23 protein-coding genes and 1 pseudogene are annotated in these 24,572 nt (G+C 38.1%); 4 read left to right on the forward strand and 20 right to left on the reverse strand.

The window, feature by feature from the left end:
• Positions 1-8: 8 nt before the first annotated feature.
• A complete protein-coding gene (locus ABNX05_RS01335; protein WP_349658038.1) occupies positions 9-302 on the forward strand; it encodes a hypothetical protein in 294 nt (97 codons plus the stop codon).
• Positions 303-661: 359 nt separating this feature from the next.
• Here ABNX05_RS01335 and panF read toward each other — a convergent pair whose 3' ends face one another.
• From panF to ABNX05_RS01355, 4 genes are all read right to left on the reverse strand, one after another.
• On the reverse strand, positions 662-2,107 hold the full coding sequence (panF, locus tag ABNX05_RS01340; RefSeq protein WP_349658039.1) for a sodium/pantothenate symporter: 1,446 nt from the start codon (positions 2,105-2,107) through the stop codon (positions 662-664).
• Entirely contained in the window at positions 2,107-2,370 is a 264-nt protein-coding gene (locus tag ABNX05_RS01345) for a YhdT family protein (protein WP_349658040.1), read from the reverse strand. The genes panF and ABNX05_RS01345 overlap by 1 nt, the downstream gene beginning before the upstream one ends.
• A gap of 215 nt (positions 2,371-2,585) precedes the next feature.
• A complete protein-coding gene (locus tag ABNX05_RS01350) occupies positions 2,586-2,828 on the reverse strand; it encodes a hypothetical protein (RefSeq protein ID WP_349658041.1) in 243 nt (80 codons plus the stop codon).
• A gap of 262 nt (positions 2,829-3,090) precedes the next feature.
• Complete coding sequence (locus tag ABNX05_RS01355) at positions 3,091-4,785, reverse strand: methyl-accepting chemotaxis protein (protein ID WP_349658042.1); 1,695 nt, start codon at positions 4,783-4,785, stop codon at positions 3,091-3,093.
• A gap of 156 nt (positions 4,786-4,941) precedes the next feature.
• On the opposite strand from ABNX05_RS01355, the pseudogene ABNX05_RS01360 reads away from it, so the two are divergent.
• Positions 4,942-5,222, forward strand: a pseudogene (locus tag ABNX05_RS01360) (shikimate kinase); the annotation flags it as partial.
• Positions 5,223-5,283: 61 nt separating this feature from the next.
• Here ABNX05_RS01360 and ABNX05_RS01365 read toward each other — a convergent pair.
• The 11 genes from ABNX05_RS01365 to ABNX05_RS01415 form a co-directional block, all read right to left on the reverse strand.
• Positions 5,284-6,141, reverse strand: coding sequence for an MBL fold metallo-hydrolase (locus ABNX05_RS01365; protein WP_349658043.1), 858 nt, complete (start codon positions 6,139-6,141; stop codon positions 5,284-5,286).
• Between the two features lie 4 nt (positions 6,142-6,145).
• Complete coding sequence (locus tag ABNX05_RS01370) at positions 6,146-6,511, reverse strand: hypothetical protein (RefSeq protein WP_349658044.1); 366 nt, start codon at positions 6,509-6,511, stop codon at positions 6,146-6,148.
• A gap of 637 nt (positions 6,512-7,148) precedes the next feature.
• Positions 7,149-8,615 (reverse strand): class I adenylate-forming enzyme family protein, encoded by a 1,467-nt coding sequence (locus tag ABNX05_RS01375; protein WP_349658045.1) that lies wholly within the window; start codon positions 8,613-8,615, stop codon positions 7,149-7,151.
• A 16-nt stretch (positions 8,616-8,631) separates the two neighbouring features.
• Complete coding sequence (fabG, locus tag ABNX05_RS01380; protein WP_349658046.1) at positions 8,632-9,363, reverse strand: 3-oxoacyl-ACP reductase FabG; 732 nt, start codon at positions 9,361-9,363, stop codon at positions 8,632-8,634.
• Positions 9,347-10,258 (reverse strand): intracellular short-chain-length polyhydroxyalkanoate depolymerase, encoded by a 912-nt coding sequence (gene phaZ / locus ABNX05_RS01385; protein WP_349658047.1) that lies wholly within the window; start codon positions 10,256-10,258, stop codon positions 9,347-9,349. The genes fabG and phaZ overlap by 17 nt, the downstream gene beginning before the upstream one ends.
• A gap of 12 nt (positions 10,259-10,270) precedes the next feature.
• Complete coding sequence (locus tag ABNX05_RS01390) at positions 10,271-11,275, reverse strand: 3-oxoacyl-ACP synthase (RefSeq protein WP_349658048.1); 1,005 nt, start codon at positions 11,273-11,275, stop codon at positions 10,271-10,273.
• Positions 11,272-12,291 (reverse strand): branched-chain amino acid ABC transporter permease, encoded by a 1,020-nt coding sequence (locus ABNX05_RS01395; protein ID WP_349658049.1) that lies wholly within the window; start codon positions 12,289-12,291, stop codon positions 11,272-11,274. The genes ABNX05_RS01390 and ABNX05_RS01395 overlap by 4 nt, the downstream gene beginning before the upstream one ends.
• Positions 12,288-13,160, reverse strand: a complete 873-nt coding sequence (locus ABNX05_RS01400; protein WP_349658050.1) for a branched-chain amino acid ABC transporter permease — start codon at positions 13,158-13,160, stop codon at positions 12,288-12,290. Before ABNX05_RS01400 ends, ABNX05_RS01395 begins: the two co-directional genes overlap by 4 nt.
• A 15-nt stretch (positions 13,161-13,175) precedes the next feature.
• Positions 13,176-13,883 carry an ABC transporter ATP-binding protein gene (locus tag ABNX05_RS01405; protein ID WP_349658051.1) on the reverse strand — a complete coding sequence of 236 codons (708 nt, stop codon included), beginning with the start codon at positions 13,881-13,883 and terminating at the stop codon, positions 13,176-13,178.
• The gene (locus ABNX05_RS01410; protein WP_349658052.1) at positions 13,858-14,634 is read right to left on the reverse strand and encodes an ABC transporter ATP-binding protein; all 777 of its coding nucleotides are present in this window, start codon (positions 14,632-14,634) and stop codon (positions 13,858-13,860) included. The genes ABNX05_RS01405 and ABNX05_RS01410 overlap by 26 nt, the downstream gene beginning before the upstream one ends.
• A gap of 99 nt (positions 14,635-14,733) precedes the next feature.
• Entirely contained in the window at positions 14,734-15,972 is a 1,239-nt protein-coding gene (locus tag ABNX05_RS01415; RefSeq protein WP_349658053.1) for a substrate-binding domain-containing protein, read from the reverse strand.
• 273 nt (positions 15,973-16,245) lie between these two features.
• Here ABNX05_RS01415 and ABNX05_RS01420 point away from each other — a divergent pair, with 273 nt between their 5' ends.
• Positions 16,246-16,797 carry a sigma-70 family RNA polymerase sigma factor gene (locus ABNX05_RS01420; RefSeq protein ID WP_349658054.1) on the forward strand — a complete coding sequence of 184 codons (552 nt, stop codon included), beginning with the start codon at positions 16,246-16,248 and terminating at the stop codon, positions 16,795-16,797.
• Positions 16,794-17,375: a hypothetical protein gene (locus ABNX05_RS01425; protein ID WP_349658055.1), complete on the forward strand. Its 582-nt coding sequence runs from the start codon at positions 16,794-16,796 to the stop codon at positions 17,373-17,375. The genes ABNX05_RS01420 and ABNX05_RS01425 overlap by 4 nt, the downstream gene beginning before the upstream one ends.
• Positions 17,376-17,473: 98 nt before the next feature.
• Here the strand turns inward: ABNX05_RS01425 and ABNX05_RS01430 are convergent, their stop codons facing one another.
• The 5 genes from ABNX05_RS01430 to ABNX05_RS01450 all read right to left on the reverse strand — a co-directional run bounded on the left by ABNX05_RS01430 (position 17,474) and on the right by ABNX05_RS01450 (position 24,140).
• Positions 17,474-18,292, reverse strand: coding sequence for an alpha/beta fold hydrolase (locus ABNX05_RS01430; protein ID WP_349658056.1), 819 nt, complete (start codon positions 18,290-18,292; stop codon positions 17,474-17,476).
• 216 nt (positions 18,293-18,508) lie between these two features.
• The gene (locus tag ABNX05_RS01435; protein ID WP_349658057.1) at positions 18,509-21,700 is read right to left on the reverse strand and encodes an AfsR/SARP family transcriptional regulator; all 3,192 of its coding nucleotides are present in this window, start codon (positions 21,698-21,700) and stop codon (positions 18,509-18,511) included.
• A gap of 268 nt (positions 21,701-21,968) precedes the next feature.
• Positions 21,969-22,472: a GrpB family protein gene (locus tag ABNX05_RS01440; protein WP_349658058.1), complete on the reverse strand. Its 504-nt coding sequence runs from the start codon at positions 22,470-22,472 to the stop codon at positions 21,969-21,971.
• A gap of 31 nt (positions 22,473-22,503) precedes the next feature.
• A complete protein-coding gene (locus tag ABNX05_RS01445) occupies positions 22,504-22,656 on the reverse strand; it encodes a hypothetical protein (protein WP_349658059.1) in 153 nt (50 codons plus the stop codon).
• Positions 22,657-23,159: 503 nt separating this feature from the next.
• Positions 23,160-24,140: a diaminopimelate dehydrogenase gene (locus tag ABNX05_RS01450; protein ID WP_197140991.1), complete on the reverse strand. Its 981-nt coding sequence runs from the start codon at positions 24,138-24,140 to the stop codon at positions 23,160-23,162.
• Between the last annotated feature and the right edge of the window lie 432 nt (positions 24,141-24,572).

Consider the following 24,572-nt stretch of genomic DNA (forward strand, 5'->3'; position numbering starts at 1 on the left):
TATGAACTTTGAGTGTTCTATTATTTGAAGAGGTTCTTTCCGTTGTTTCCGTGATCTTATCCATCGCTTCGGAGGCTCTTTCCGTCGTTTCCGTGATACTTTCCGTCGCTTCGGAGGCTCTTTCCGTCGCTCCAGTGATCTTATCCGTCGCTTCGGAGATTCTTTCCGTCGCTTCAAGTTCTTTCCGTCGCTTCCGTGATACTTTCCGCCGCTTCGGAGATTCTTTCCGTCGCTCCATTGATCTTATCCGTCGCTTCGGAGATTCTTTCCGTCGCTTCAAGTTCTTTCCGTCGTTTCCGTGATCCTATCCGTCGCTTCGAAGGCTCTTTCCGTCGGTCCAGTGATCTTATCCGTCGCTTCGGAGATTCTTTCCGTCGCTTCAAGTTCTTTCCGTCGTTCCAGTGATCTTATCCGTCGCTTCGGAGATTCTTTCCGTCGGTCCAGTGATCCTATCCGTCGCTTCGGAGGCTCTTTCCGTCGCTTCAAGTTCTTTCCGTCGCTTCGAAGGTTCTATCCGTCATTCCAGTGACCCTATCCACGATTTTGAACATTCTATCCATCATTTCAAGGTTTCTATCCACGATTCTCGACGTTCTATCCATTACTCTTTGAATACAATATAAAACGCCGTAGATATTCTATCTCTACGGCGTTTTATATGTCAGATAAACAACTTTTCGTCTTTAAATTTATGACTCGTTAATAAGCTAACGATAACAAAAATGAATAAGGAAGCGACGATTGGAATTGTCACGGTATGCATGCCAAAGACAGAAGGATAAAAACGATCAATGATAATATATAAGGTCATCCCTGAAATCATTGACGCAATCGCACCATATTTGTTGGCCTTTTTCCAATAGAGTCCTAAAACGACGGTCCAAATAAAGACTGCCTCAAGTCCGCCGAAAGCAAATAAATTAAGCCATACTAATAAATCTGGTGGATTTAGTGCAAATACGATAACCGCTAAACCAATCACTGCTGTAACAATAAAGCTTGCACGCTTAATTTCCGAATCATTAGCTGTCGGTTTTATATAATTTAAGTAAATATCTTTCACTACTGTCGAGCTTACAAGCATCAACAACGCATTAACTGTAGACATCGTTGCTGCCATTGGTGCTGCTAAAACAACACCAGCTAAAAATGGTGGCAAAACCTTTAATGTTAGCAGTGGCATAACTTTATCACCAATTTCAATACCTGGCATCACTGGTCTTGCTAAAACACCAATTAGATGCATCCCAAACATAATTGTCCCGATGGCAATAGTGCCAATGATAATGGCTAAATGCATGCTTCTTGAATCTTTATAACTCATCGCACGAACAGCGATTTGTGGGAGCCCGACTACTCCAACACCGATCAAAATCCAAAATGTAGAAACGTATAATGGCGTTAACTCACCTTCAGCTCCAAATGGAGACACAAGATTCGGATTCTCAGCGACAAGTGAGGCCATAATATTATCGATTCCTCCGCCAGCGATGATTGTCCCAATTAATAAAATAACTGTTCCGATCACCATAATCGAGCCCTGCACCGTATCCGTCAATGCAACAGCGCGGAAGCCCCCAATGATTACATAAACTAACACGGAAATCGCAAAAATAAACAGTGCCGTTGTGTAGTTTAAGCCCGTTAATGATTCAATTAATCGAGCACCACCTACCCATTGTGCCATCATGGCAGAAAATAAAAAGATGATGATACTAATGGCTGATAAAATGACTATGGCATGACTTTTATAACGCTCTCGTAAAAAATCTATTAACGTGATCGCTTGATAACGTCTTGCGATAATAGCAAATTTCTTCCCTAAAATCATTAAAACAAAATAACCCGCTGGAAGCTGAGCCATCGCCAGTAAGACCCAACCAAGCCCTTTCGTATAAGCAACACCTGGACCACCAATAAAGCTACTTGCACTACCGTACGTAGCAATCATTGTCATCGCAAGGATGAAGCCTCCCATTTCACGACCACCGAGGAAGTATTCCTGTAAAAATGAATTAGAAGAGCGTATATGCTTATTTGACCAGATACCAATACCAAAGATGATGACTAAAAATAAGAGCAGTGGAACAATAACTTGCCAGTGCATTATCGATCCACCTCCTCATCGTCAAATGGTACCTCTTTGAAAAAGAGTTTCATGACGATCCAGATTAAAATAATCATAAAGCCTGTCCCTGCAATACAGCTATAGAAAAACCATGCAGGGAAACCGAAAACATACGTATAGCTTGTTGGATCACCAGAGCCTAGTCCATAGGCAAAGCCGAACCATATCGCAAAGTTAATGATAACAAGTCCAATACCGATAAGCGCCTCTCGATGCGCAATTTTAAAACGTTGATCTTTCAAATTACTGTCCCCCTAACCTACTCTATTTTACTGATATGTTCGTATTATGGGAACCTTTGTGAGAAAAATAAATGTTTGATTAAAATAAGATTTAATTCTTTGCTTTTCTTTTGGGACATTATTTAGATTATTTCGCATCGCCGCTACTAAAAAATGAAGACAAAATGAAAAGGTATGAGTTCAGTATAAAACAAGCAAATCTCCTTTTCATGCTTTTACTTTTCATCAATGCTGAAAGAAGTTAAAGGATTTTCTGGTCGGTTAGAGCAATATTTGCAATTAGAGTCACTACATTTTGATTCAGTCCAACTATTACATTTAGGGCAAAAATAAGCATCAAAATCATCGTAATATACTAGATTAAACTTGCATTTAGAACAATATTTATCGTGTTCAATTTGACCATAAAATTCAAAATCGCCCACTATCACTTTTCCGTACTTTTCTACTATTTTCATAAATATACCCCTTTAAATTATTCAATCCATATTTATGTATCAACTAACTATATTAACATATATCACCACTTTAATTTTGAATATTTAAAATTTTTCATCAATCTATCCTTTTGTGATAAAAAAAAGATAGATTGAGCTAATTTATTTAAGCTCTTCTATCCTTTTAATCAAATTATATTGGCTTGTTTGTTTAGAAAAAACAGTTCCCTCTGTGTCCTTGTTTGCACTTCAAATCTTTGGATATCACCCTTTTTCAATATCTTTAATATTGGAATTTCTTTATTAAACTTTGAAGCTCGTCTGCCTGTTGTGCCATTTCTTTTGCTGAAGAAGCCATATTATCTATGAAAGCTAATTGCTCCTCTGCTGTTATCGTAACGTGTTCCGTGCTTTCAGTAGCCTTGCTTGCAATGCGTGCCATTGCTTCTGTTGAAGCGGTAACTTCTTCAACACTTGCAGACATTTGTTCCGTCACAGCGGAGATGTCATGCAACTGTGTACTTACACCCTTAATCGACTGCATGATCTTGTGGAAGGCCAGTTTTGTATCATCGACAACATCCATACCTGCGGCAGCTTCCTTCGAGTTACTAGAAATAGCCGTAATAACATTAGCCGTATCACTTTGGATTGAATGAATAAGGGATGCTATTTGATCAGCAGATTGCTTTGATTGTTCTGCCAATTTACGAACTTCATCTGCAACGACAGCAAAGCCTTTTCCTTGCTCCCCGGCACGAGCCGCTTCGATGGCTGCGTTTAAGGCAAGCAAATTCGTTTGATCGGCTATGCTTGTAATCACATCAACGATATTGCCAATTTGTTGCGACTGATCACCTAAAATTCGGACCTGCGCCTCTACATGGTCAGATGATTTATTAATAATTGTCATTTGATTCAATACACGATTCAAAGAATCATTTCCTTGAGCAGCCTCGTCACTCATTAAATCAGCAGCATCTGAAACCGTTGAAGCCGTTTCAGCAACTTGTTGGATGCCAATCGCCATTTCCTGCATGGCCGTTAAGCTATCACTTGTGCTATGTAATGTTGTTCTTGAACCATCGGCTAAATCTTGTAGTGTTGACGTTAGCTGTCTCGTCATGTCAGCGGTTTGCTGCGATTTAGATGTTAAACCATCAGACGATACATCAACTTGTTTAGAAGATTGTGCTATTTGTTGCATGACTACCTTTAAGCTTGTCAGCATTTTATTAAACGATTGCGCAAGCTCGCCTGCTTCATCCTTGGAATTAATTTGTAGCTGTTTTGTTAAATCTCCCTCTCCATCCGCAATATCTCGAAGTTGGGCATTCATTTCACGAAGCGGCTTCACGAATGCTCTTGTAAACAGGAAGCTACCTAATATAGCAATGACAGCTCCGATGAACAATACGATGAGAAGCTTGCCGATAAATGCAAAAATAATAGCATTCACTTCATCGATTGTTTCACCGACAAACCACATCCCAATGATGTCTCCATTTGCATCTTTAATAGGTGCATACAGTGTTAAATATTTCGTTCCCACTACATCTGCCTCACCAATAAAGGTTTCCCCTTTAGTCATTACATTTTCAACGACTTTTGGATCAGCATCTTTGCCAACTAAACGTTCGCCATTTAGCTTTAGATTAGTAATAAGTCCTTTTGAGCCTTGGAAAATGGTTACACCACCATCGATGCTTTCTCCAACCTCATCCACAAAGGCTTCCTGATCAACTATTCTTGCATCCCCTTTGTAAAGTTCCCCATCTTTTATAGTCCAATCTCCCTTAATTCGTTCTTCTAGAAGCGCATACCCGACCTTAGAAATATGGGTTACACTCTGCTCAAAATTATTAAGCATAATTTCCTTCACTTGTATATGGGATACAAATCCAATCATAATGCTTAAAAACAGAATAACGCCCACTAAAAGCAAATTAAATTTCGTACTAATTTTAAAAGTGCGCAAATAATTTATCTCTCCTTTTCTCATATTTATAAGGAATATTATGTATAAAATGTAAGTCATTTTTATTAAACATGATTCTATAAATAGTTTCAATACATTATCAATAAATTAACAATTTTAATATAAATGAGTTGTTGGTGAGCAGTGGTTATGGATCTTGCAAAGCTTTTTGAATCTAGAAGGGGGACTGTTTATTTTGTAGAGCTTGAAGCTGATGTAGTAGAAAGATTGGAAAGAAATAAAAGCGGTAATCGACTTGCATAAACCTTCAAAAAGAGATATTGAATGGTCCGAAAAGGATTTGAAAAGCTATGGAAAAATACAGATTAAATTCCTTAGAAGGTGAATTAAAATATGGAAATTATCTCAAGATCAACAACACAAATTTGAGTGCTGAAGAAGTTGCTTTGAGCATAAAGGAAATATTTCATTTGTAGAATTGAAAAACGCCTGGATCTCCAAGCGTTTTTTCGGTTCTATAATCACTTGTAACTATAATTAATCAACTATTAACCCATTACTAAAACAATATATTATTTCTTCTTCTAACTGACTTAAATTGCGATTTAGTTGAGTAGATAGTTCATTAACTAAATTCGAATGGTTTCCTTGATGTTTTTCTGTTAAATCACAAATTAACTTTAACAACATTATATACCCCATAAAATCCTCTTTAGAAAATGGGGGCTCATGTGAAAGTACATAAAATTCGGCATCAAACATTTCAATGTTTTCTAAGAGATGTCTAACATTTTCAACTTTATATTGTGGTTGTTGTGTGTAAATACTTGGATACAAGCAATCCCCTAAGAAAAGTACCTTTTCTCCTTCTACATAAATAATTGATGAGTCCTCAGAATGATCTCCACCGACATGTTTGACTACACACCGAATACCACCTAATTCAATCTCATATTTATCTTTAAAAGTAATACTAGGTAATTTGATGGTAATATTTCTGTCTTCTCCAAATTCTTTTTTAATCATGTCGGAACAAAATTGATTCTCTAGGCCTTTTTCGACACGATTATCTAAAGCTTCATCTGACCAATCATATTCCATCATTTTTTCAAGATGCATTTTTGTGTTTTCATGTGCAATTGTTAAGAGATTCATCTGATTTGTTCCAAGGCTATGATCCCAATGCCAATGCGTTAATACTACAGAATGATAATTAGCAATTTGACTTTGATTAAGTTCATCAAGAAATAACTTAGTATGTTTATCAGAATTTCCTGCATCTACAATTAAGGTTTGGTGATCCCCACAAATGGCAGACAGTATTGGTCGATCTGTATCAGGATCATGCGGCAAATAATGTATACGATTAGTTAGTTGTTTCAAATTTTTCTCCATTATCTTAACTTATTGAATGGTCATCAATCGCTTGAACCGCTAGTTCCAACGCTTTAATCCTTCTTTTTAAAAGCGTTCTTTGGGGACTACCAGCCTTTGACTTCATGTATATGTTCTCAATTGATGGTATTAAACCAGCGAGAACATTGCGCGCTACGGCTAAATCTTCTTGGGTATAATGATGGGGGCTGTGATTCCATACATTTTCTAGCATCGCTAATCCAATGCAAACAGCTTTAAGTCGTTTCTTTACTAAAGTAGTATTTGCGCCTTTCTCGGTCATCTGAGACAAGGCATTTTCGAGTTTGCTGATTGTCGATTGTAAGGATTTTATTGATTCCAATTTTTCTACATTTGTTATGTTTTCCATAGTAGTACTGACCTTTCTTCATTTCTGAAATATATTCTTTGTTACTGAAAATCGTTAAAAATCTGATTTCACTCGCAATATTTTATCATAATTACACAAGGGATTCTCAAAAACCTGGTCCAATTGAATAGCCTCCCCTATCCGTTTATTCACATCTTCAAGGGACTTCCTCGAATAGAGAATGAAGGAAACATTTCATTAATAAAAACAAAAAAACGCCTGAATTTCCAAGCGTTTTTTACCTTCATTCAGTAGAAGATGCCACTGTCTAAATGTGATGAACTGAATGCGGATGTGGTTCCTTTTTAGAGGTGTTCATAGAAGATGAACTCAGTCTAAGAACGCCACGTCCTGTGGCAACGACAGAGTGACCAACATCCTGTTTGCCCAAGGCCTTCGGGATGTTAGCCTAACAACCTCGCATCTCGCGACAACGGCTAACTGTCCTGCATCGGTAAAAACGCTACGTCCTGTGGCATTACCGAAATGACCGACTTCGTGTCGGCCCTCGTGCAGGCCTGAGCACAATTCAAAATCCGGACGCATTGTTTATCTGCGCGAAAGCAAAGCGTCAGCTACAAATGTTTTCTGTAGCGAAAGCAAAGCGTCAGCTACAATCACGCCATGGCGTAATTGATTATTTCGCAGCTTTCGCATACATTTGTAATGTTTTCTTATCAATTTTTCCGACACTTGTTTTTGGCAATTCATCAATGACGATTATCTTTTTAGGGATCTTGTAGCGACCTAGATGCTTGTTACAAATTTCTTTGATTTCCTCTAATATAGTGTCATCCTGATTCTTACAAACGATAAAGGCCGCTACGATTTCTCCCCAATAATCATCAGCTACTCCAATGACAGCTACCTCATGCACTAGTTGATGGCGCAAAATACATTGCTCGACTTCTTGTGGGTACACATTTTCCCCGCCAGAAATAATCATCTCTTTACTACGACCGACAATATAAAAGTCACCATCCTCATCCATCATAGCTAAATCACCGGTTTTCAACCAACCTTCATGCATGATTTTTTCAGTCTCCTGCTGATTATTCCAGTAAAAAAGAAACATATGCTTGCCTCTAACGAATAGCTCTCCCACTTCGTTGGGCGCACAGCTTTCTCCAGCACTATTCATAATTTTAGCTTCATTGAATTGCATACTTTTCCCCACGGCACCTTTTTTCAAACAGGCTGCCTCTCGAGAAATATAAAAATTATTGGGCCCCGCTTCTGTTAAGCCATAACCCTCTTTAAAAAATAGCCCCTTCTTAAAAAATGCATCATAGATTGGATACGGACATGGTGCGCCTCCTGATAAAAATACGTTCATTGACGGGAAGCTACTCTCTTTAAAGTACTCCGTTGCAATCATCGCTTGGTACATTGTTGGCACAAATAGTGAGATTGTAGTCTTATACTTATTAATCGCCTGAAGAGCGTTTTTTGCCTCAAATTTATCACCAATCACCACTGTACCGCCAGCCATTAATAGCGGTATACATAAAGCATTCAAACCGCCTGTATGAAACAACGGCATATAATTTAACGTACAATCACGATCATTCAAGCCCCAGCTAATAATTGTATTAATCGCATTCCAATTCACAGAATTAAAGGATAGGACAACACCTTTTGCCTTGCCAGTTGTACCCCCAGTGTAAATCATTAGCCAAGGATCATTCAGGTCTACTTCTCGGATGCTGAGAGTAGCTGCTTCACTTCCTATACGAAGTGAATGCATATTTTCTAAAGATACAGGACAATTCATTTCTTCATCGAAAAGCAGTAAAGAAGGCGTAGCATCTGTCAAAATATCATGTAATTCCTTTGCACTCATACGCCAGTTCAGTGGCACGTAGATCAGTCCTCTTAATCCACATGCGAATAAGACAGCAAAAAGCTGGATGTGATTTTTCGCAAATACGGCAACACGACTTCCTGCTCGCAAGTTTTGGCGCTCAAAAAAATGACACCATTTTGTGATTTCCACTGTTAGTTGCTGATAAGTCCACTGCTCCTGTGTTTCTAGGTTTACCAATGCGATTCGTTTAGGTGTTAACGATGCACGTTTTAATATCCAGGATTGCTCAACAAACATTTTGAAAGCCTCCTTATCACATCATAATTGCTCCATCCACATGAAGCGTGTGACCGTGGACATAGGAAGCCTCATCAGATGCTAAAAATAAATAGGCATTGGCAATATCTCTAGGTGTTCCTAATCTTTGCAATGGCACGACAGAACGCATTTGTGCTAGCACATTTTCTGGCATTTTTTTCACCATGTCTGTTTCTGTAAAACCAGGAGCCACCGCATTAACGTTAATCCCCTTGCGCCCTAATTCCTTCGCCCAAGTCTTCGTCATGCCGATAATAGCAGCCTTTGTAGCAGCGTAATTCGTTTGACCAACATTGCCATAAACCCCGCTAACAGAGGATGTATTAATAATTTTTCCCCCTCCGGCGGCAATCATATGTGGAATGACCTCTTGCGTACAATTGAAAACACCAGTCAAATTCACATCAAGCACTTGATGAAACTGATCTTCCGTCATTTTTGTTAGCATCGCATCACGTGTAATACCCGCATTGTTCACTAAAATATCGACTCGGCCTGTTCTCTCTATGACTGTTACTACTAAGTTTTTGACGCTCTCTCTATCTGCAACGTCTACTTGCACAAATAATGCTTGATCCCCTAAATGTTTGGCTGCAGAAACCCCTGCATCCTCATTAAAATCTGCAATAACAACGAATGCACCCTCTTCAATAAACCGTTCCGCAGCAGCATAGCCAATCCCATTCGCGGCTCCCGTAATGATGGCAACTTTATTGTTTAAACGCATACTTTTTTCCTCCTATTTCTAAAAACGCTTCAATTTCAGATGTCAGCTGTGGTAAATCATCTATTAATGGGGAATGACCGCAGTCTTTTAAACTAACGAATTGTGCGTTTTCACCTAAATCGAGCATTATTTCATCATTCATCCCTTCTGTTATTACGTAATCACGATCCCCTCTTAACACTAAAACTGGAATGGTAATTTGTTGTACTTCATGCGTGCCTTTTGCGACATCATGATCAACAGCACTTATATTGAAGACATTTAAGGCATGATAAACTTCCGCTAAATTTCGTTGTGTCAGCATATCCTCCACATATGTCAGATAGTGTTCTTGGCTAGGCTGTTTTTGTGTGTAAATAAGTGCGTTCCAGACCGACTGTAAGCCATGCACATCTTTCGAATCATAGAAGCCTTGTACTAATTTTGTTTTAGATGTATCAACGAGTACTTCTTCATAGCTAAAAGCTCTTTTTAATGCCGCTTGATTGCCAGTACCTAAATCTGTGTAAAATGGGTAGCCTCTCGTAGATGCCGAGGCTAGTAAAATAAGCTGCTGACAATAGCCTGGATACTGTGCGACAAACTGCATACATACAGCTCCGCCCGTTGACCAACCAATCATGTCAAACTGCTGCAATTTAATCGCATCCACAAAAAGCTTCACATCATCACTAAAATCTTTAATCGCGGAAATTGGTTTATGATAAGATGAACTACCAAAGCCCCGTAGGTCCAGCGCATAAATTGTATATTTTTCATCCAACGCGTCGATTAGAACGTCCCAATGTTTGGATGATGTCATATTACCGTGAATCAATAATAAAACACGTTCTCCCCCTTGACGTTTGCGATACGCAATCGTTTCTCCATTTGATAGCTCAACAGTTTTTAACATTCCATTTCCCCCTTATCCCCATCGAATAGTAATCGCTCCCCATACATAGCCAATCCCCGCACTAACAAGTGTGACGATGTCGCCATCATAAATACGGCCTTCTCGTAATGCTAGCTGCAATGATAATATTTGATCAATCTGTCCGATATGACCATACTCTTGCAAGTATATGGACTGCTCTTGCTTTAACCCAAGTTCTGATAAAATATAATCATGAGCAGATCTTTTCATGTGAAGCATCGCTAAATAACCAACATCACCCTCATTGAATCCACTTTTCGCTAAAGATGTTCGAATTACCTTCAAAAAATTGCTTAAAGATTTTTGCTCTAAACGTTCCTTCATTCCAATTGGGTCAATCACATCGAGCTGATACAATTTATTTTCTAAATGAGAAGGCGTCAAAGGTTTTTTTGTACCGCCTACAGGCACGACTACATCCTCTGAGAATGAGCCATCCGTCATTATATCCGCCTCTAATAAGTGATTTTTATCATAGTTTTTCTGTAAAAGAATAGCGCCTCCACCAGTTGCTAAATTATACATAAAGCGTGTTCGAGGATTGCTATAATCGATAAAATCAACGTTTCGATAGCCACCAGCTAAGAGTACGGTATGAATGGAATCATCCGACGCCATTAAGCTTTTCGCTAGCTTTAGTGCCATAATGGTCGTACCGCATCTTAATTGCACATCAAATGCCCAAGCATTTACAGCCCCTAGCTCCTCCTGCATTTTTATCGAGGCAGTCCACAAAGGGTACTCTTTATGCTCCTCTCCCATATAGATCACAACATCAATGTCCTTCGGGTCGATATTAGCCTTGCGTATAGCGTCCTGCGCGGCCCATATCCCCATTTGAACCGTATGATCGTGCTCACCAGGAATAGGCTTTTCATAAATACCCATTTTTTGTCGAATAACATCCTCTGGTATATTGGAAAGCATCGCAATTTCTTTTGACGTCATTTTCGTCTGCGGAATATAGATTCCTGTACTTACAATGCCTACAGTCATTCAAATCGCTCCTTTTCCTGCGACAGGGCAACCGATGATTGATTTATTCCTTTTCGCTTTAATCGCCATTTCCAAAACATCATACGTAAGGATCCAATAATTCCTTTTGGGAAAAAGATAACTGCTAAAATATAAAGAATCCCAAAGAAGATAATCCAACGTTCAAATATTGGATAATCACGAGCTAACCCTGAAAGTGCATATTGTGCATATTCAATAACAGCCGATCCTAATAATGGCCCAACTAAAGTGCCGACACCGCCAATAATCGTCATTAATAATGCATCTAAAGTAATGTCCATTGTCATCACACTCGTATTGACAAAACGGAGTGACACAGCATATAAGGAACCCGCTAAGCTTGCAACAGTACCTGCGACAATTGAAGCAATCACTTTATAGTACAAAGTGTTGTAGCCTAATGATTTTGTTCGTTGTTCATTTTCCCGAACAGCAATTAAAATTCGACCAGTTGGTGAGTTCACGAAGCGATATAGCGCAATAAAAATAACGACTAAGCATGCTAGCACGAAGAAATAAAACGTCATTCGATCTCTAAATATTTCGGGTGCTCTAAACGTAAAGCCATCATTTCCGTATGTAACAGAACGCCATTTTTCTGCCACAACTAAAAATAGTCCTGAAAAAGCTAATGTCAGCATCGCAAAGAAATGACTTTTTAATCGAAGCGTTAGTAATCCTACTAAAAAGCTAATGAAGCCTGCTAGTAACATGCCGACTACAATCGATAAGAAAAATGTTGAGAGTGTTGGCTCCATTTGTTTCAGCATGACAGCGGTTGTATATGCACCTAAACCAAAAAACATTGCATGCCCGAACGAAACAATTCCTGTATAGCCAAGGAGAATGTCATAGCTCATCGCTAAAATACCGAAAATAAAGATTTGCGTTAATAAAATAATGAGCGTCCTTGAGTCATTGACGAAAGGGAGAAGCACTAAAATAGCTAACATGAGGAAAAAACATAGATGCTGCAATGAAAGCTTCATTTTCATGTTGATCTCTCCTTCCTCATAGCAAATAAGCCTTGTGGACGGAAAATTAATACAATAGCCATTAAAATCATATTGACCGCAAGCGATAACACTGGCACATAATAAGCCATAAAGCTACCTGCTAAACCTACTAATATAGCTGCTAATAGCGAGCCTGAAAAACTGCCCATTCCTCCGATTACGACAACGATAAAACCTAAAATCGCATACTCCATGCCCATTTCTGCATAAATGACGCCTGAATACGGAGCCATTAACATACCACTAAGTGCTGCAAGTGCCGCACCAACCATAAACACATATAAAAACACTCGCTTTATATTAATACCAAGCGCCTGTGCCATCTCTTTATCCTGTACACCAGCACGAACGATGAGCCCGACCTTCGTCTTTTTTAGCATGTATTGGAAAATACCGAAAATGATAAAACCGACAATAATAATAAATAATCGATATTTAATAATAATAACGTCTCCAATTTCCCAGCTGCCTGCAAAATAACTCGGCGTTTTCACTGCCACACCATTTGGACCAAAAGCAACTTTAATCATCTCCTGCAGCACGAGCATCAGCCCTAATGTAATTAAAATTTGCTGAATATGATTGCCGTACACAGGTGTAATAATTAATTTTTCTGTAATGAGTCCTAATAAAGCTCCCGTTACGATGGCACCTACAATTCCAATAAGAAAGCTCTCTGTGAACATATACGTAAAGATCCCCGCATAAGCCCCCCAAACAAATAAACCACCATGTGCAAAGTTCAAAACGTCCATTAATCCAAAAATTAACGTCAAGCCAGCCGCCAGCAAAAAAATTAACATGCCGGTTGCAAGGCCATTAATGACTAAATTGACGAATAGCTCCAATAAAGTACACCCCCTTTATCCGATTCCAAGATATTTTCGTTTTAATTCTTCATGATGGATAAGATCTTGCATTTTCCCTGAGTGAACGGTTCTACCATCATCAATCAATGTATACGTATCACCAATTCGGCTCGCCATCATAAAGTTTTGCTCGACAAGAACGATGGACGTTTGCTTTTTCATTTCAACAATGGCCTCCATTACTTTCTCTACCACAATGGGCGCTAATCCTTTCGAAGGCTCATCAATCAATATCAACTTACTATCATTGATAAATGCCCGTGCCATGGATAGCATTTGTTTTTGACCACCCGAAAGATGTCCGCCAGCCTTCTTCCAAAATTTTTTTAAGTCTGGAAACAGCTCCAGTACATAATTTTGCCTCTCTAAAGTAGCTGTATCTTCTTTACGCATGGCTACTTTCATATTTTCCTCTACTGTTAAATCTGCAAAGATTCCTTGGTTTTCAGGAACATAGCCTATTCCTAACTTAGCTACTTTATAGGTAGGGTTTTTCTTAATAGAATGAGAGCGAAATTCAACTTCTCCCTTTGAGGCAGGTGTTAACCCCATAATCGTTTTTAAAGTGGTCGTTTTGCCTGCTCCATTTCTGCCAAGCAGTACAGTTACTTGCCCTTCCATTGCCTCAAAATTGACCCCCTGCAAAATATGGTATTGCCCGATATATGTGTGGACATCACTTAATTTCAGTAAGGTGTTCATCGTACAGACCTCCTAAATATGCGTTTTGTACGGTCTCGTTTTTCATAATGTCCTCTGGTGTTCCATCTGCAAGAAGCTGGCCATTAAATAGCATCATAATCGAATCCGACAAATCTAGAATCATATCCATCTTGTGCTCAATGAGGAGAATAGTTTTATCCCCTTGATTTTTAATCGTGCGAATCACTTCTAAAATCGTCGGCACCTCCTCTAAGGACATACCTGCCGTTGGTTCATCTAGTAAAAGAATTTCCGTATCAAGTGCTAACAGCATCGCAATCTCAAGCTTTCTCTTTTCCCCATGAGATAGCATTGTCGTGAGTGCATCTCTTTTATTGTCAAGCAAAACAAGTGTTAATAGCTCCTCCGCTTTTTCTGTAATTGCCTTGTAGCTTTTATAATGACGAAATAATTGATAACGAACTTTCTCCTTGGATTGCACAGCCAGACGGACATTTTCTAATACTGTCAGGTTCGGGAAAACATTCGTAATTTGAAATGATCGCCCTAGCCCCATGCGTGTTCTTTCAATTGCTGATTTTTGCGCAAGTGATTGCCCCTTAAAATAGACATCCCCGGCAGTTGGCTTTAACTCTCCACTTATCAAATTAAAGAAGGTTGTTTTCCCAGCTCCATTTGGTCCAATAATTGACTTCAAGTGCTTTTCCGGCATATTAAAATTCACATGGTCGACAGCTATATGTCCGCCAAAACGAATGGTTAAGTTTTCTGTTCGTAAAATGGGTTCCATCGTATTCTCCTTTCTAGTACTTCTAACTCTCTTCACCCATTCTCATATGAAAGTGGGTGAAGAGAGACAGAATAATAAAGCTTTCTGTCTCCAATTTCATTAATTCATAACCGGTGGGGCTGTTTCTTCAGGGCTAAGCTCACGAACTAGCACTGGTACCGGATAATCTACCCCATCTTGCTTTTCTAAGCGGATCGAATACATCGACTGTAATGCTTGATGATCTTCTTTTCGGAAAGTCATCGTACCCTTTGGTGTTTCAAATGACATCCCTTCCATAATGCCGATCAGTTTTTCCGCATCTATATCACCCTCTGATTTTTTCAAAGCATCTACAATCGAGATGGCTGCAGACATGCCTCCTGGCGTAAATAAATCTGGAACGTCATTGAAGCGTTTTTTATGTTCGTCAACTAACCATTTATTCACATCATTTTGTGGTAACGTATGATAATAAACAGAGAACCCTTCCATACCAATTAATGGATTCATAAATTTCAATGCAATAATATCTGGTGCACCTGTTGAAATTTTAATGCCTTTTTCTTGAATTTTTAAATCGGCAATTTGATTCCACGGTGAGTTTGCACCAGCCCATACAACAAATAAATAATCTGGTTTAGCATCAATTACTTTTTGCAAATTGGACGTAAAATCAGTCGCTGCCGGATCTGCATATTCCTCTAAAACAATTTCTGCACCTAACTCTTCCGCAGCCGTCTTAAAGGCTTTTACCCCGTCCAAGCCAAAAGAATAATCCGGCGCAAACGTTGCGATCTTAACACCTTTTCCCGCGATTGCTGCCGCTGCAGCATAAGCATCCTGAGAGGAATTTCGACCTGTACGGAAAATATATTTATTAAATTCTGAGCCCGTAATACTATCCGCTACCGCAGGCTCCACCACCATAATCTTTTCGTACTCTTCCGCAAGTGGTAAAACAGCAAGCGTATCACCTGAGCTAGAAGAGCCTACTAAAAAATCAACCTTGTCATCTTCTAATAGCTTCGTCGCTTTTTGAACCGCAACCTCAGGCTTTGTTTCTGTATCTTCATAGACAACTTCAATTTTCTTTCCGTTAACCTCCATCGTGCCGCCTGTAGCATATTCAATTCCTAAATCAAAGCCATGCTGCGTTTGTTTCCCATACGATTCAAGAGCACCCGTTAATGACGCAAGCACGCCGATTTTAATAGTTCCCCCTTCCTCCTTAGTTCCTTTTGTGTCATCATCTGAAGCCTTATCACCTGTTGAACTATCCTTCGACCCATCCGAATTACAAGCCACCATCAACATCGTCAACATCAATAAAAGCACAAATAACCAATGCTTCTTCATCCCATATCCCCTTTCATAATGAACTAAAAAGAAAGCGCTTTCGTTGCTATGTAAACACTATATAAAACTCCAGTTACAAATTAGTTACAAGTTGTTAGGCTCATCACTTGAGCCTAACAACTCTGCGACGAAAGTTGGATTTTTGCGGGGATGAGAGATTTATCGGAATAAAAGATACTTTTCAATCAAATACAGAAAAAACTTTCCATTTATGCGCGAGTGTTCCATAAAAATTTCGTTATAGTATGTATAACGATCATAAGGAGTGACAAAATGAATGATTTTATCGAACGCCTTCAACAACATGATGAAAATGCTCTTAAATATGTAGTTGAACACTATTTAGGATTTGTGAAGGCAATTACTTTGAAAATTTTAGACAAACCGTCTGATTACATGCTAATAGAGGAATGTGTAAATGATGTATTTCTTCTAATATGGCAAAAAAGTATTTATTTCATCGGGAGCAAAGCGGATTTTAAAAAGTGGATAGGGATGATTACTAAATATAAAGCGATTGATATTTACCGAAAACAGCAAAAACAACTTGCTACACTGCCTATGGATAATATTCCACCACTTATTGCTTCAAATAATATTGAACAAGAACTGGATAAATTGTATGCAAAAGAACAATTACTTCTTGAAATAATGCATCTACCTGATTTAGATAGAGAATTATTTTTAATGAGGTATTATCTAGAATATTCAAATAGTGAAATAGCAGAAATTTTACATATGACAAAATCTGCAGTGGAAAGTCGTTTATATCGAGGAAAGAAAAAGCTTGCTAAAAATCCTAAATTAAAGGAGTGCTGGATATGAGTAAGGAAAAAAGTATCTTACAGTTAGATATAGAAGATATCGTACCAGTGGTGGTTTCAAAAAATGAAAAGCAAAAGGTAATTAACACCGTTTTACAAAAGAAATCAAAACCAAAGCAAATCCGTAAATGGGCAATTGCCTCAATTTTTGCTATTGGAATAAGCTCAGCTTGCTTAGTAAATTTTCCATCTCTAGCTTCCATATTACCAATAAATGATTTAAAAATTCACAAAACTCTGTTCTCAAAACAGCATGAATTTATTTTTAATCGTATTTCGATTTCTGGAAATTCAGCGCACATTTACTTTAGCTGTGATATGGACTTTGCTACTGAATTTATAACTTTAGACATAGTGGATAATTTAGAGAACCATTATGAAGATACAACAGAAACGACGACGACAAAAGTAACCGATGATTACTCAAATGGGCAAGCAATAATAAATAACTTTAATGCTGATGCTTCCGCAATCTTCATTACGCCAATAATTCGTAAAATGGATAACGAGGGCAAAGTCACTAAAGAAAGACTTGAGACTATAAGAATTGATATAGATTCCAATGCGGAAAATACGTGAAAAGAAATTAGACAGAAAGAATCCCTTGAATTTATTGAATAAGTGAATTCTACAATCGAACAAAGGATTTCATTCTGTCTGTCTTTTTAAAATGTATTTCAATCGTTAATTTCCTCTAGCCTATCCAACCATTCATACATAAGGCTATTAAACAAATTCGCTTGTTCAATTTGCAAATTATGCCCAGCCTTATCTAAAATTGTGAAGGCTGCTCGTGGGAATTTATCTAAAATATCAAAAGCGTCCTTATAACCAACCATTGAATCCTGTTTGCCCAACAAAAATAAGCAAGGTTTATCAAATGAAATTTCATCTACAGGAAAAGAAAAACGATAGTTTTTTTGGATTTTTTCTAAAAATTCCACATCTGCATTTTTTTGCCCTGCTACCACTTCATTCGTATAACGATGGCAATTATATTCATCCAAGACGACGAGATGTGAGCTGAAATCCTCTTGTTCCTCTTTTGTTAATGTTGATATAAATTCTTTATCCGCCGAGACAACACTTTGTTCAGGCACAGTTCGATTTTGTTTATCAGGAATAATTAACGGACAAATAAACGCAGCCCCTAATATTTGTTCATGATACTCTCTCATAATTCCTCGCACTAAATATCCACCATAAGATTCTCCTACCAATAAATAACGTTCGTTTGGTAGTAAGTCGTGTATTAGTTCTACAACGGCCTCTAGCATTTCATCTGAGTTATTGATTTTTTCATAGTCTGTCGTCATGCCCATTCCTGGAAGATCAATATAAATTCGTTTCCAGCCTTCCCTTTCGGCAAAAACAGGCTCCATACATCCCTTCATTAATCTATGGTCTGGCGAATAGCCATGGAGCATTACGATTGGTGTTCCGGTTCCAATCACTTCATAGTAAATATTCGCTTTACTTACCTTACAAAATGACATAGTAGTTCCTCCAATTATTATAAAAATTGTTGATTAATACACATAAATGTTCATCAAAAGTTGTTATGCTTTTTCCTTGAAGGAGCTAGTTGATTGGAGCGGGGACTGGAGACTCATCGGACGCCCTCAAGAAGCTTTGCTCTGTGCGAAAGCGTAGCGGCAGCTACAAAGCGCCCAGTGGGAACGGAAATCACCCCCTCGCTATCGAGATAGTAACTAGCCCATTATCAAATCATAAACAATCATCGTCGATTCCATCGGTGTTGTATTTAGTTCCCTTTTTAATTGCTGCACACATTTTTCATACCATTTTAATGCAAGGGAGCGGTTTTGTAATTGATAGTAACTATACATTAACAAGCGATAGCCTTCTTCCCATAATGCATCTTCACGAATCATTCTTTCTGCATAAATAATAGCTTGCTTATAGTTTTGCTGCCTCGTCGCATTTTGTGCTAATCTTTCCAGAACTTCAATATACAATGATTGGAGCTTTTCTCGATCCTGTATAAGCCAATCTAACTGCTTTTTTTCAGCATATAGTGTATCCGTATAGCTTGTTTCAGCAAGATACAACCACTCGTTTGACAATTGTGGCTCAAACTCCTCCATCCCTAATTCATAAAAATAGAGAAAGCGCTCGACATCGATTTGCAGAAATTGAGTATGCTGCAATTGATACATATTATTTTTCCGCTGAATGAAAAAGCTATCTTGACGCGCATTTCGATTAGGCTCAAGAACCTTTAATAACGTATTCAAGACAACTTTAAAATCTCGATCGAGTGAATCAACATTTCGCTCTGGCCACAGCGCCTGTGCAATCTCTTCCTTTGGCGTAAAACGATTGCGATGACAATATAAATAGACAAAAAGCTCCTTCGATTTATCGCGCTGCCATTCTTTATCCTCAAGCTTCCGATGATTTCTTGTTAAATTTAGACTTCCTAAAAAATTCACCTGCATTTCCTCATCAGGATAGATGATATTGTTCTCAACCTGAAAATAGCTGCGCATCGTCAAAATAGCGGCATTTTCCCCATCACACTTTCTACTAAATTGTAAAAGCTCATAAAAAATAATCGCATTCGCTGGACCGAGAATGGTTTTCCTTTGTAAAAAGTAGTCATAGCCATTTGCGATGCATAACTGTGCAAACTGCTGAAAATAATGATTGAATTGTTGCGGTTTATTTTCTTTGAAAGCAATGACAGATTGAAAGAATAGTACATGCATTACACCATTTTGATCACCACAGTCGTGAAATAATCGCTGTGCCTTTATTAATAATTGTCCGGCTCGTTCATATTCATGATGAGAAAGAATGATTTTCACCTCAGCAATTAATATTAGAGCGGTCATCCACGCGTCTTGTACTTGCTCTGTTTCCTGTAAGCCAAGGGCTATATATTTTTTAGCTGAGATCATATCACCTTGCGCATGTTTGACTATTGCTAGTCCCATGTAAGGCTCTGCTTTTACGCGAGAAATATTAATAGTATTCATCAATGTTAGAGCTTTCTCATAAGCTTGGCAGGCTCCTTGATGATCAGGAAAATCCACTAATAGATAAGCATGTGCTTTGCGAATATAGCCGACAGCCTCAATAAAAACCGATTTTTCACGTAGCCCCCTACGAATTCCATGTTGGGCGGCATACCATGCATCCTTCCCCTGCCCTAAAAGCGCATAGACAAATGATGCTAGCAGCTCACTCTCTCTATGTGTCGCGACAAGCTGTGGTGGTAATTCCAATCTCTTCGTCAGTAATTCCTTCGCTTCTAGTAGCTGTCCTGTTCTTAACAATATTCGAACATCAACATTTGCTCTTTGTAGCACGTCCTCCGTTAAAGCAACCTCATCGGTAAATACTTGTGCGCCTTTCGCCTTCCCTAGATTCACAAGATTTTCTGCATACTGACGTTGCAATTCGAGAAGTTCCTCTTTGTTTAACGGCGTATGATCCGCTAACTCTAAAGCCTTCTTTAAATGTGGCTCTGCCAATGCTGGCTGAATTGTATCGAGGTAAATATGTGCTAAACCTGCCTGTGCTTTTGTCAAAAAGAGATAATCGCTTTTACTTTTTGCGATGGATGCACAATTTTCATACGACAACTTCGCTTTTTCATAGTAAGCACGATAGCGATGGCACTCACCTTCAAAATAATACAATTTATAATATTCCGATTTTTCGTAAGCTGTAAATCTGTTTATCTTTTCTAATAACCATTCAAATTGCCCAGCACGGACTAGACTTTCAGCATGATTTTGTAATAGCTCCCCACAAAAATTCTGATCATTCGTTTTAAATGCGTGATGAAGAACGGCTTGAATATTGTTTTGTTTTACATAATGCAATGCTGCTTGTTTATGCAATGCAACATACTGGGAAGCATTTTGTTGTGGCCACTTTGCCTCTAAAAATCGACTAAACAAGGCATGAAAACGATACAAACCATCCTTTGTGATTGGTTGAATAAATAAATGTCGCTGGACAAACAGTTTTAACACCTGTGCAATTTCCGTACTATAAAATTGCGATATTAACTCTTCTGAGAAAGTGGGGAAAATCGCCAGCTTTAATAATACCTCTTGCTCAAATGCAGACATCTTAAGATAAACTTCCTCCGATAAATAAGTGAAAAGATCATTTGTAGAAATAGTTAACCAATGAGTTAATGTCTCATTGTTCCATTGTTCGGCTAACAAAGAAATACTAATTGCCCAGCCCTCTGTAATTTCCACAACCTTAGCTATTTCATCCTCTGTTAAATGCACCTCTGCATAATCCTCGAAAAAAACAGCGATCTCCTCTGAGGAAAATGCTAATTCTCTTTCTGCAATAACAAGTAATCTCTTTTGTACCTTTAATCTCCTCGAAATATCCCAATTCGGCATCGTTCTAGAGGCAATGATAAAGTGAACATTCGGTGGTGAAAACTCAATTATTTTTTCCATCACATAATTTATATGAAATTCATGGTCAACGAGATGGTAGTCATCGATGACAATTAATATTGCTTCTTCGATTTCACATAAACTATTGACAAACAGCTTAAACCAACGATTAAGTTCTTCAATTTTAGGAAAACGGGATAATTGATTCCAAGCATCAAATTCTTGACCGAAGCCCGGAACAATTCGTATGATACTAAAAAATAAATGCCTTAAAAACGGCAATATATTATCATCTTCCTCCGACACACTATACCAGGAAAATTTGCTTGATTGTGCATGTAGAAATTGTGTAAGGATTGTTGTTTTGCCATATCCAGCTCCACTATGAATAAGCGTGCAACTATGGTCTAAGCTTTTATTTAATGTTCTCATTAATGTAGCTCTACTAATACAATGATTAGACGGACTCGGTGGAATACATTTTGATTGAATAATAATGTCTGTCGTCATTTAAGTGATAACCTCCCCATCAACTGGTTATGTAAGGTTACAATTCTTCAGAGTTAAAATCTTTTATGAGTTCCTCATAGTAACGAGGGGATGCTCTTATGAAATCTTTACATTTATATATCGAATAAAAGCGAAAACTCACGTATCGCAATTGTTGCTGAGACAAACCACGAGTGGAGTTTTCGCTTGGTACTTCAAGTTTATCAAATTGATTTTACCGTTACCAACTTTTTTTCAAGTTTCCTTACTATCCGATGAATAATCAATATTATTTATCGTATTTCTTAAACTCAGGAGTTTCCATTAATCTTTGGAAAAAGATATCTTTAGCTTCCCTATAGGCATCCATTGATTTGTCTTCGTACTCATTCTTCAATTTATCATATGCATCACGATATTTATAATTTGCCAATAACACGTCTCTAAATTTCCAAAAGAAATCAAACTCAGAATCAATTACAGTTAATTGAATCCCTAAAGGAGGATTACTTGTATCATCTTTAAATGCCCTAAATGTAGCTGTTTTAACACTTTCATCATTTCTTTCATATAAATTTGAAAGTAGTTCTACGGCTTTCGAAAATTGTTCAGCATGAACACGTACTTGGATATCTAAATCACCTTTAGTCATGCAATTAGGAATTGCTGAACTACCAACATGCTGGATATCAGCCTCTGGTAGTAATTCTTTTATTTTATTTCCGTGTAATAAAAAACTATTTTCTGCATTTTTATGAATTAGTTCACTATTCAAAAAATTCACTTTTCCCATATGAAACTCCCCACAATCTATCATTTTTATACTAAGCAACTTGGTGAATATCACCAAAGTAGCTCTGTTGTATATGTAGTAATCTACTTGGCGCTTTATCCTTTATTTTACCATCATAGAACAATTTTACCTTATCGCCAATATGAAATGTTTGATCTGGATACTTCACAAGATTTACAATCACTACCTTCAGTTATAGTCACATAATCTAGGCCTTTTTCTCCTCAATTATAACTGTAAAAGTTACGTTTACTTTGAATACATTTGAACGGATTAATCAAAATGGATTCTGATTCATGTTTTGTTTTTCTATAGATATGAAAACCTTTGCTATGCCGCTATTTAGAGGATTGTAAATGTAAACTAATTCTGCGTTTTCATATTTATCAAAGTTTGAGTAAACTTGACTGACTCTTCCCACTGGGGAAAATGACTTGAATTTTCAAACCAAATGAGAGTACTTTGCGTTTTAAAAAAGGGTTAATTTAACAATACATGCAATAAATGCGAACCGATAATTTGTATAACAATTTACATAAAGTTAGCAATTGTTCAGTCGTTAATTCCCAGCTTTTGATGGTGCTTTCATTTATAGTTTACCTAAATAGAGATTTAACAAAATGAATTGCTAATTTGAAAAACCCGATTATCAACTAAATGATAATCGGGTAGTTTAATAGGTTAAAATTATAAAAGCCCTTTACGTAATTCAGCTGCTGATTTTGGTGATAACAGACCGAATGGAATATCGAATACTGTTTTAGCACCTTTGTCTCCAGCTTGGTTTAGACGATGTGCTGCACGAGCAAATGCTACTAGAACACTAGATGTGAAGTTTGGATTACTTTCAAGTTTTAATGAGAATTCTAGAATTTGTTTTTCGTTAGCGCCGCTTTCTCCACTACGAATAACGAATCCACCGTGTGGCATGCCTGTGTGGTTTGCTTTAAATTCCTCTTCAGAAATAAAGTTTACAGTTGTGTCATACTCATCAAAATAGTTCGGCATCGTCACAATTTCTTGTTCAACTTTCGCACCATCTGCACCTTCTTCAAGAACTACCCAGCATTCACGTGCATGCTTTTCACGCGTTGTCAGCTCAGGATTTTCACCGTTACGAACACGGTCTACTGCCTCTTGAATTGGTAATGTGTATTGTACCGCATTTTTAACACCTTCAATGCGACGCACAGCATCTGAGTGACCTTGACTTAAACCGTCTCCCCAGAAAGTATAAGTTGTGCCTACTGGTAGAACTGTCTCCCCGAGTATACGATTTAATGAGAATAAACCTGGATCCCAACCAACTGAAATGACGGATACTTTACCAGACTTTTGTGCCGCTGCATCTACAGCCTCGAAAAACTCAGGAATTTTCGCATGAGTATCAAAGCTATCAATTGTATTAAACCATTGTGCAAAGTGTGGTCCTTGCTCAGGTAAATCTGTTGCTGAGCCACCACATAAAATCATTACATCAATGTCATTTTGGAATTTTTCAGCATCATCTACTAAATATACGCTTGCATTACTTGCAATGTTTACAGTTGAAGGATCGCGACGTGTGAATACCGCTACTAACTCCATATCTGGATTTTGTGAAATAGCATACTCTACACCGCGCCCTAAATTTCCATAACCTACAATACCTACTCGAATTGCACTCATTAAAAATTCCTCCTCACGATTACGTGACTATGTGAAGTCCTTCACGTTAAATCTACTTACAATAATACGTTGTGTTAGGAAAATTCACAATAGTTTGAGTACGAGTTTTTCTCTTGAAATCATACAAGTTTTCTATGATTTCTATTCGTAAATGGCATGAATACGGTTACATATTTAACTTCTTTCAGCGGATATACAAACATCCGCTGAAATAGAGGAACTCAGTCTAAGAACGCCACGTCCTGTGGCAACGACTGAGTGACCAACGTCGTATTGGCCCAATGCCTCCGGCGGATGTCACGAAAATCGGAAAGGAGTTCACATAGGATGTTAGCCTAAAATCATCGCATCCATGCGATAACGGCTAACTGACCTGCGTCGTGCAGGCCTAAGCACAAAGCCGATTCCGGACGCAATTATGCCGAGGCTTAA

Source organism: Lysinibacillus zambalensis (assembly GCF_040183165.1).
GTDB classification, from domain to species: Bacteria; Bacillota; Bacilli; order Bacillales_A; family Planococcaceae; genus Lysinibacillus; species Lysinibacillus zambalensis.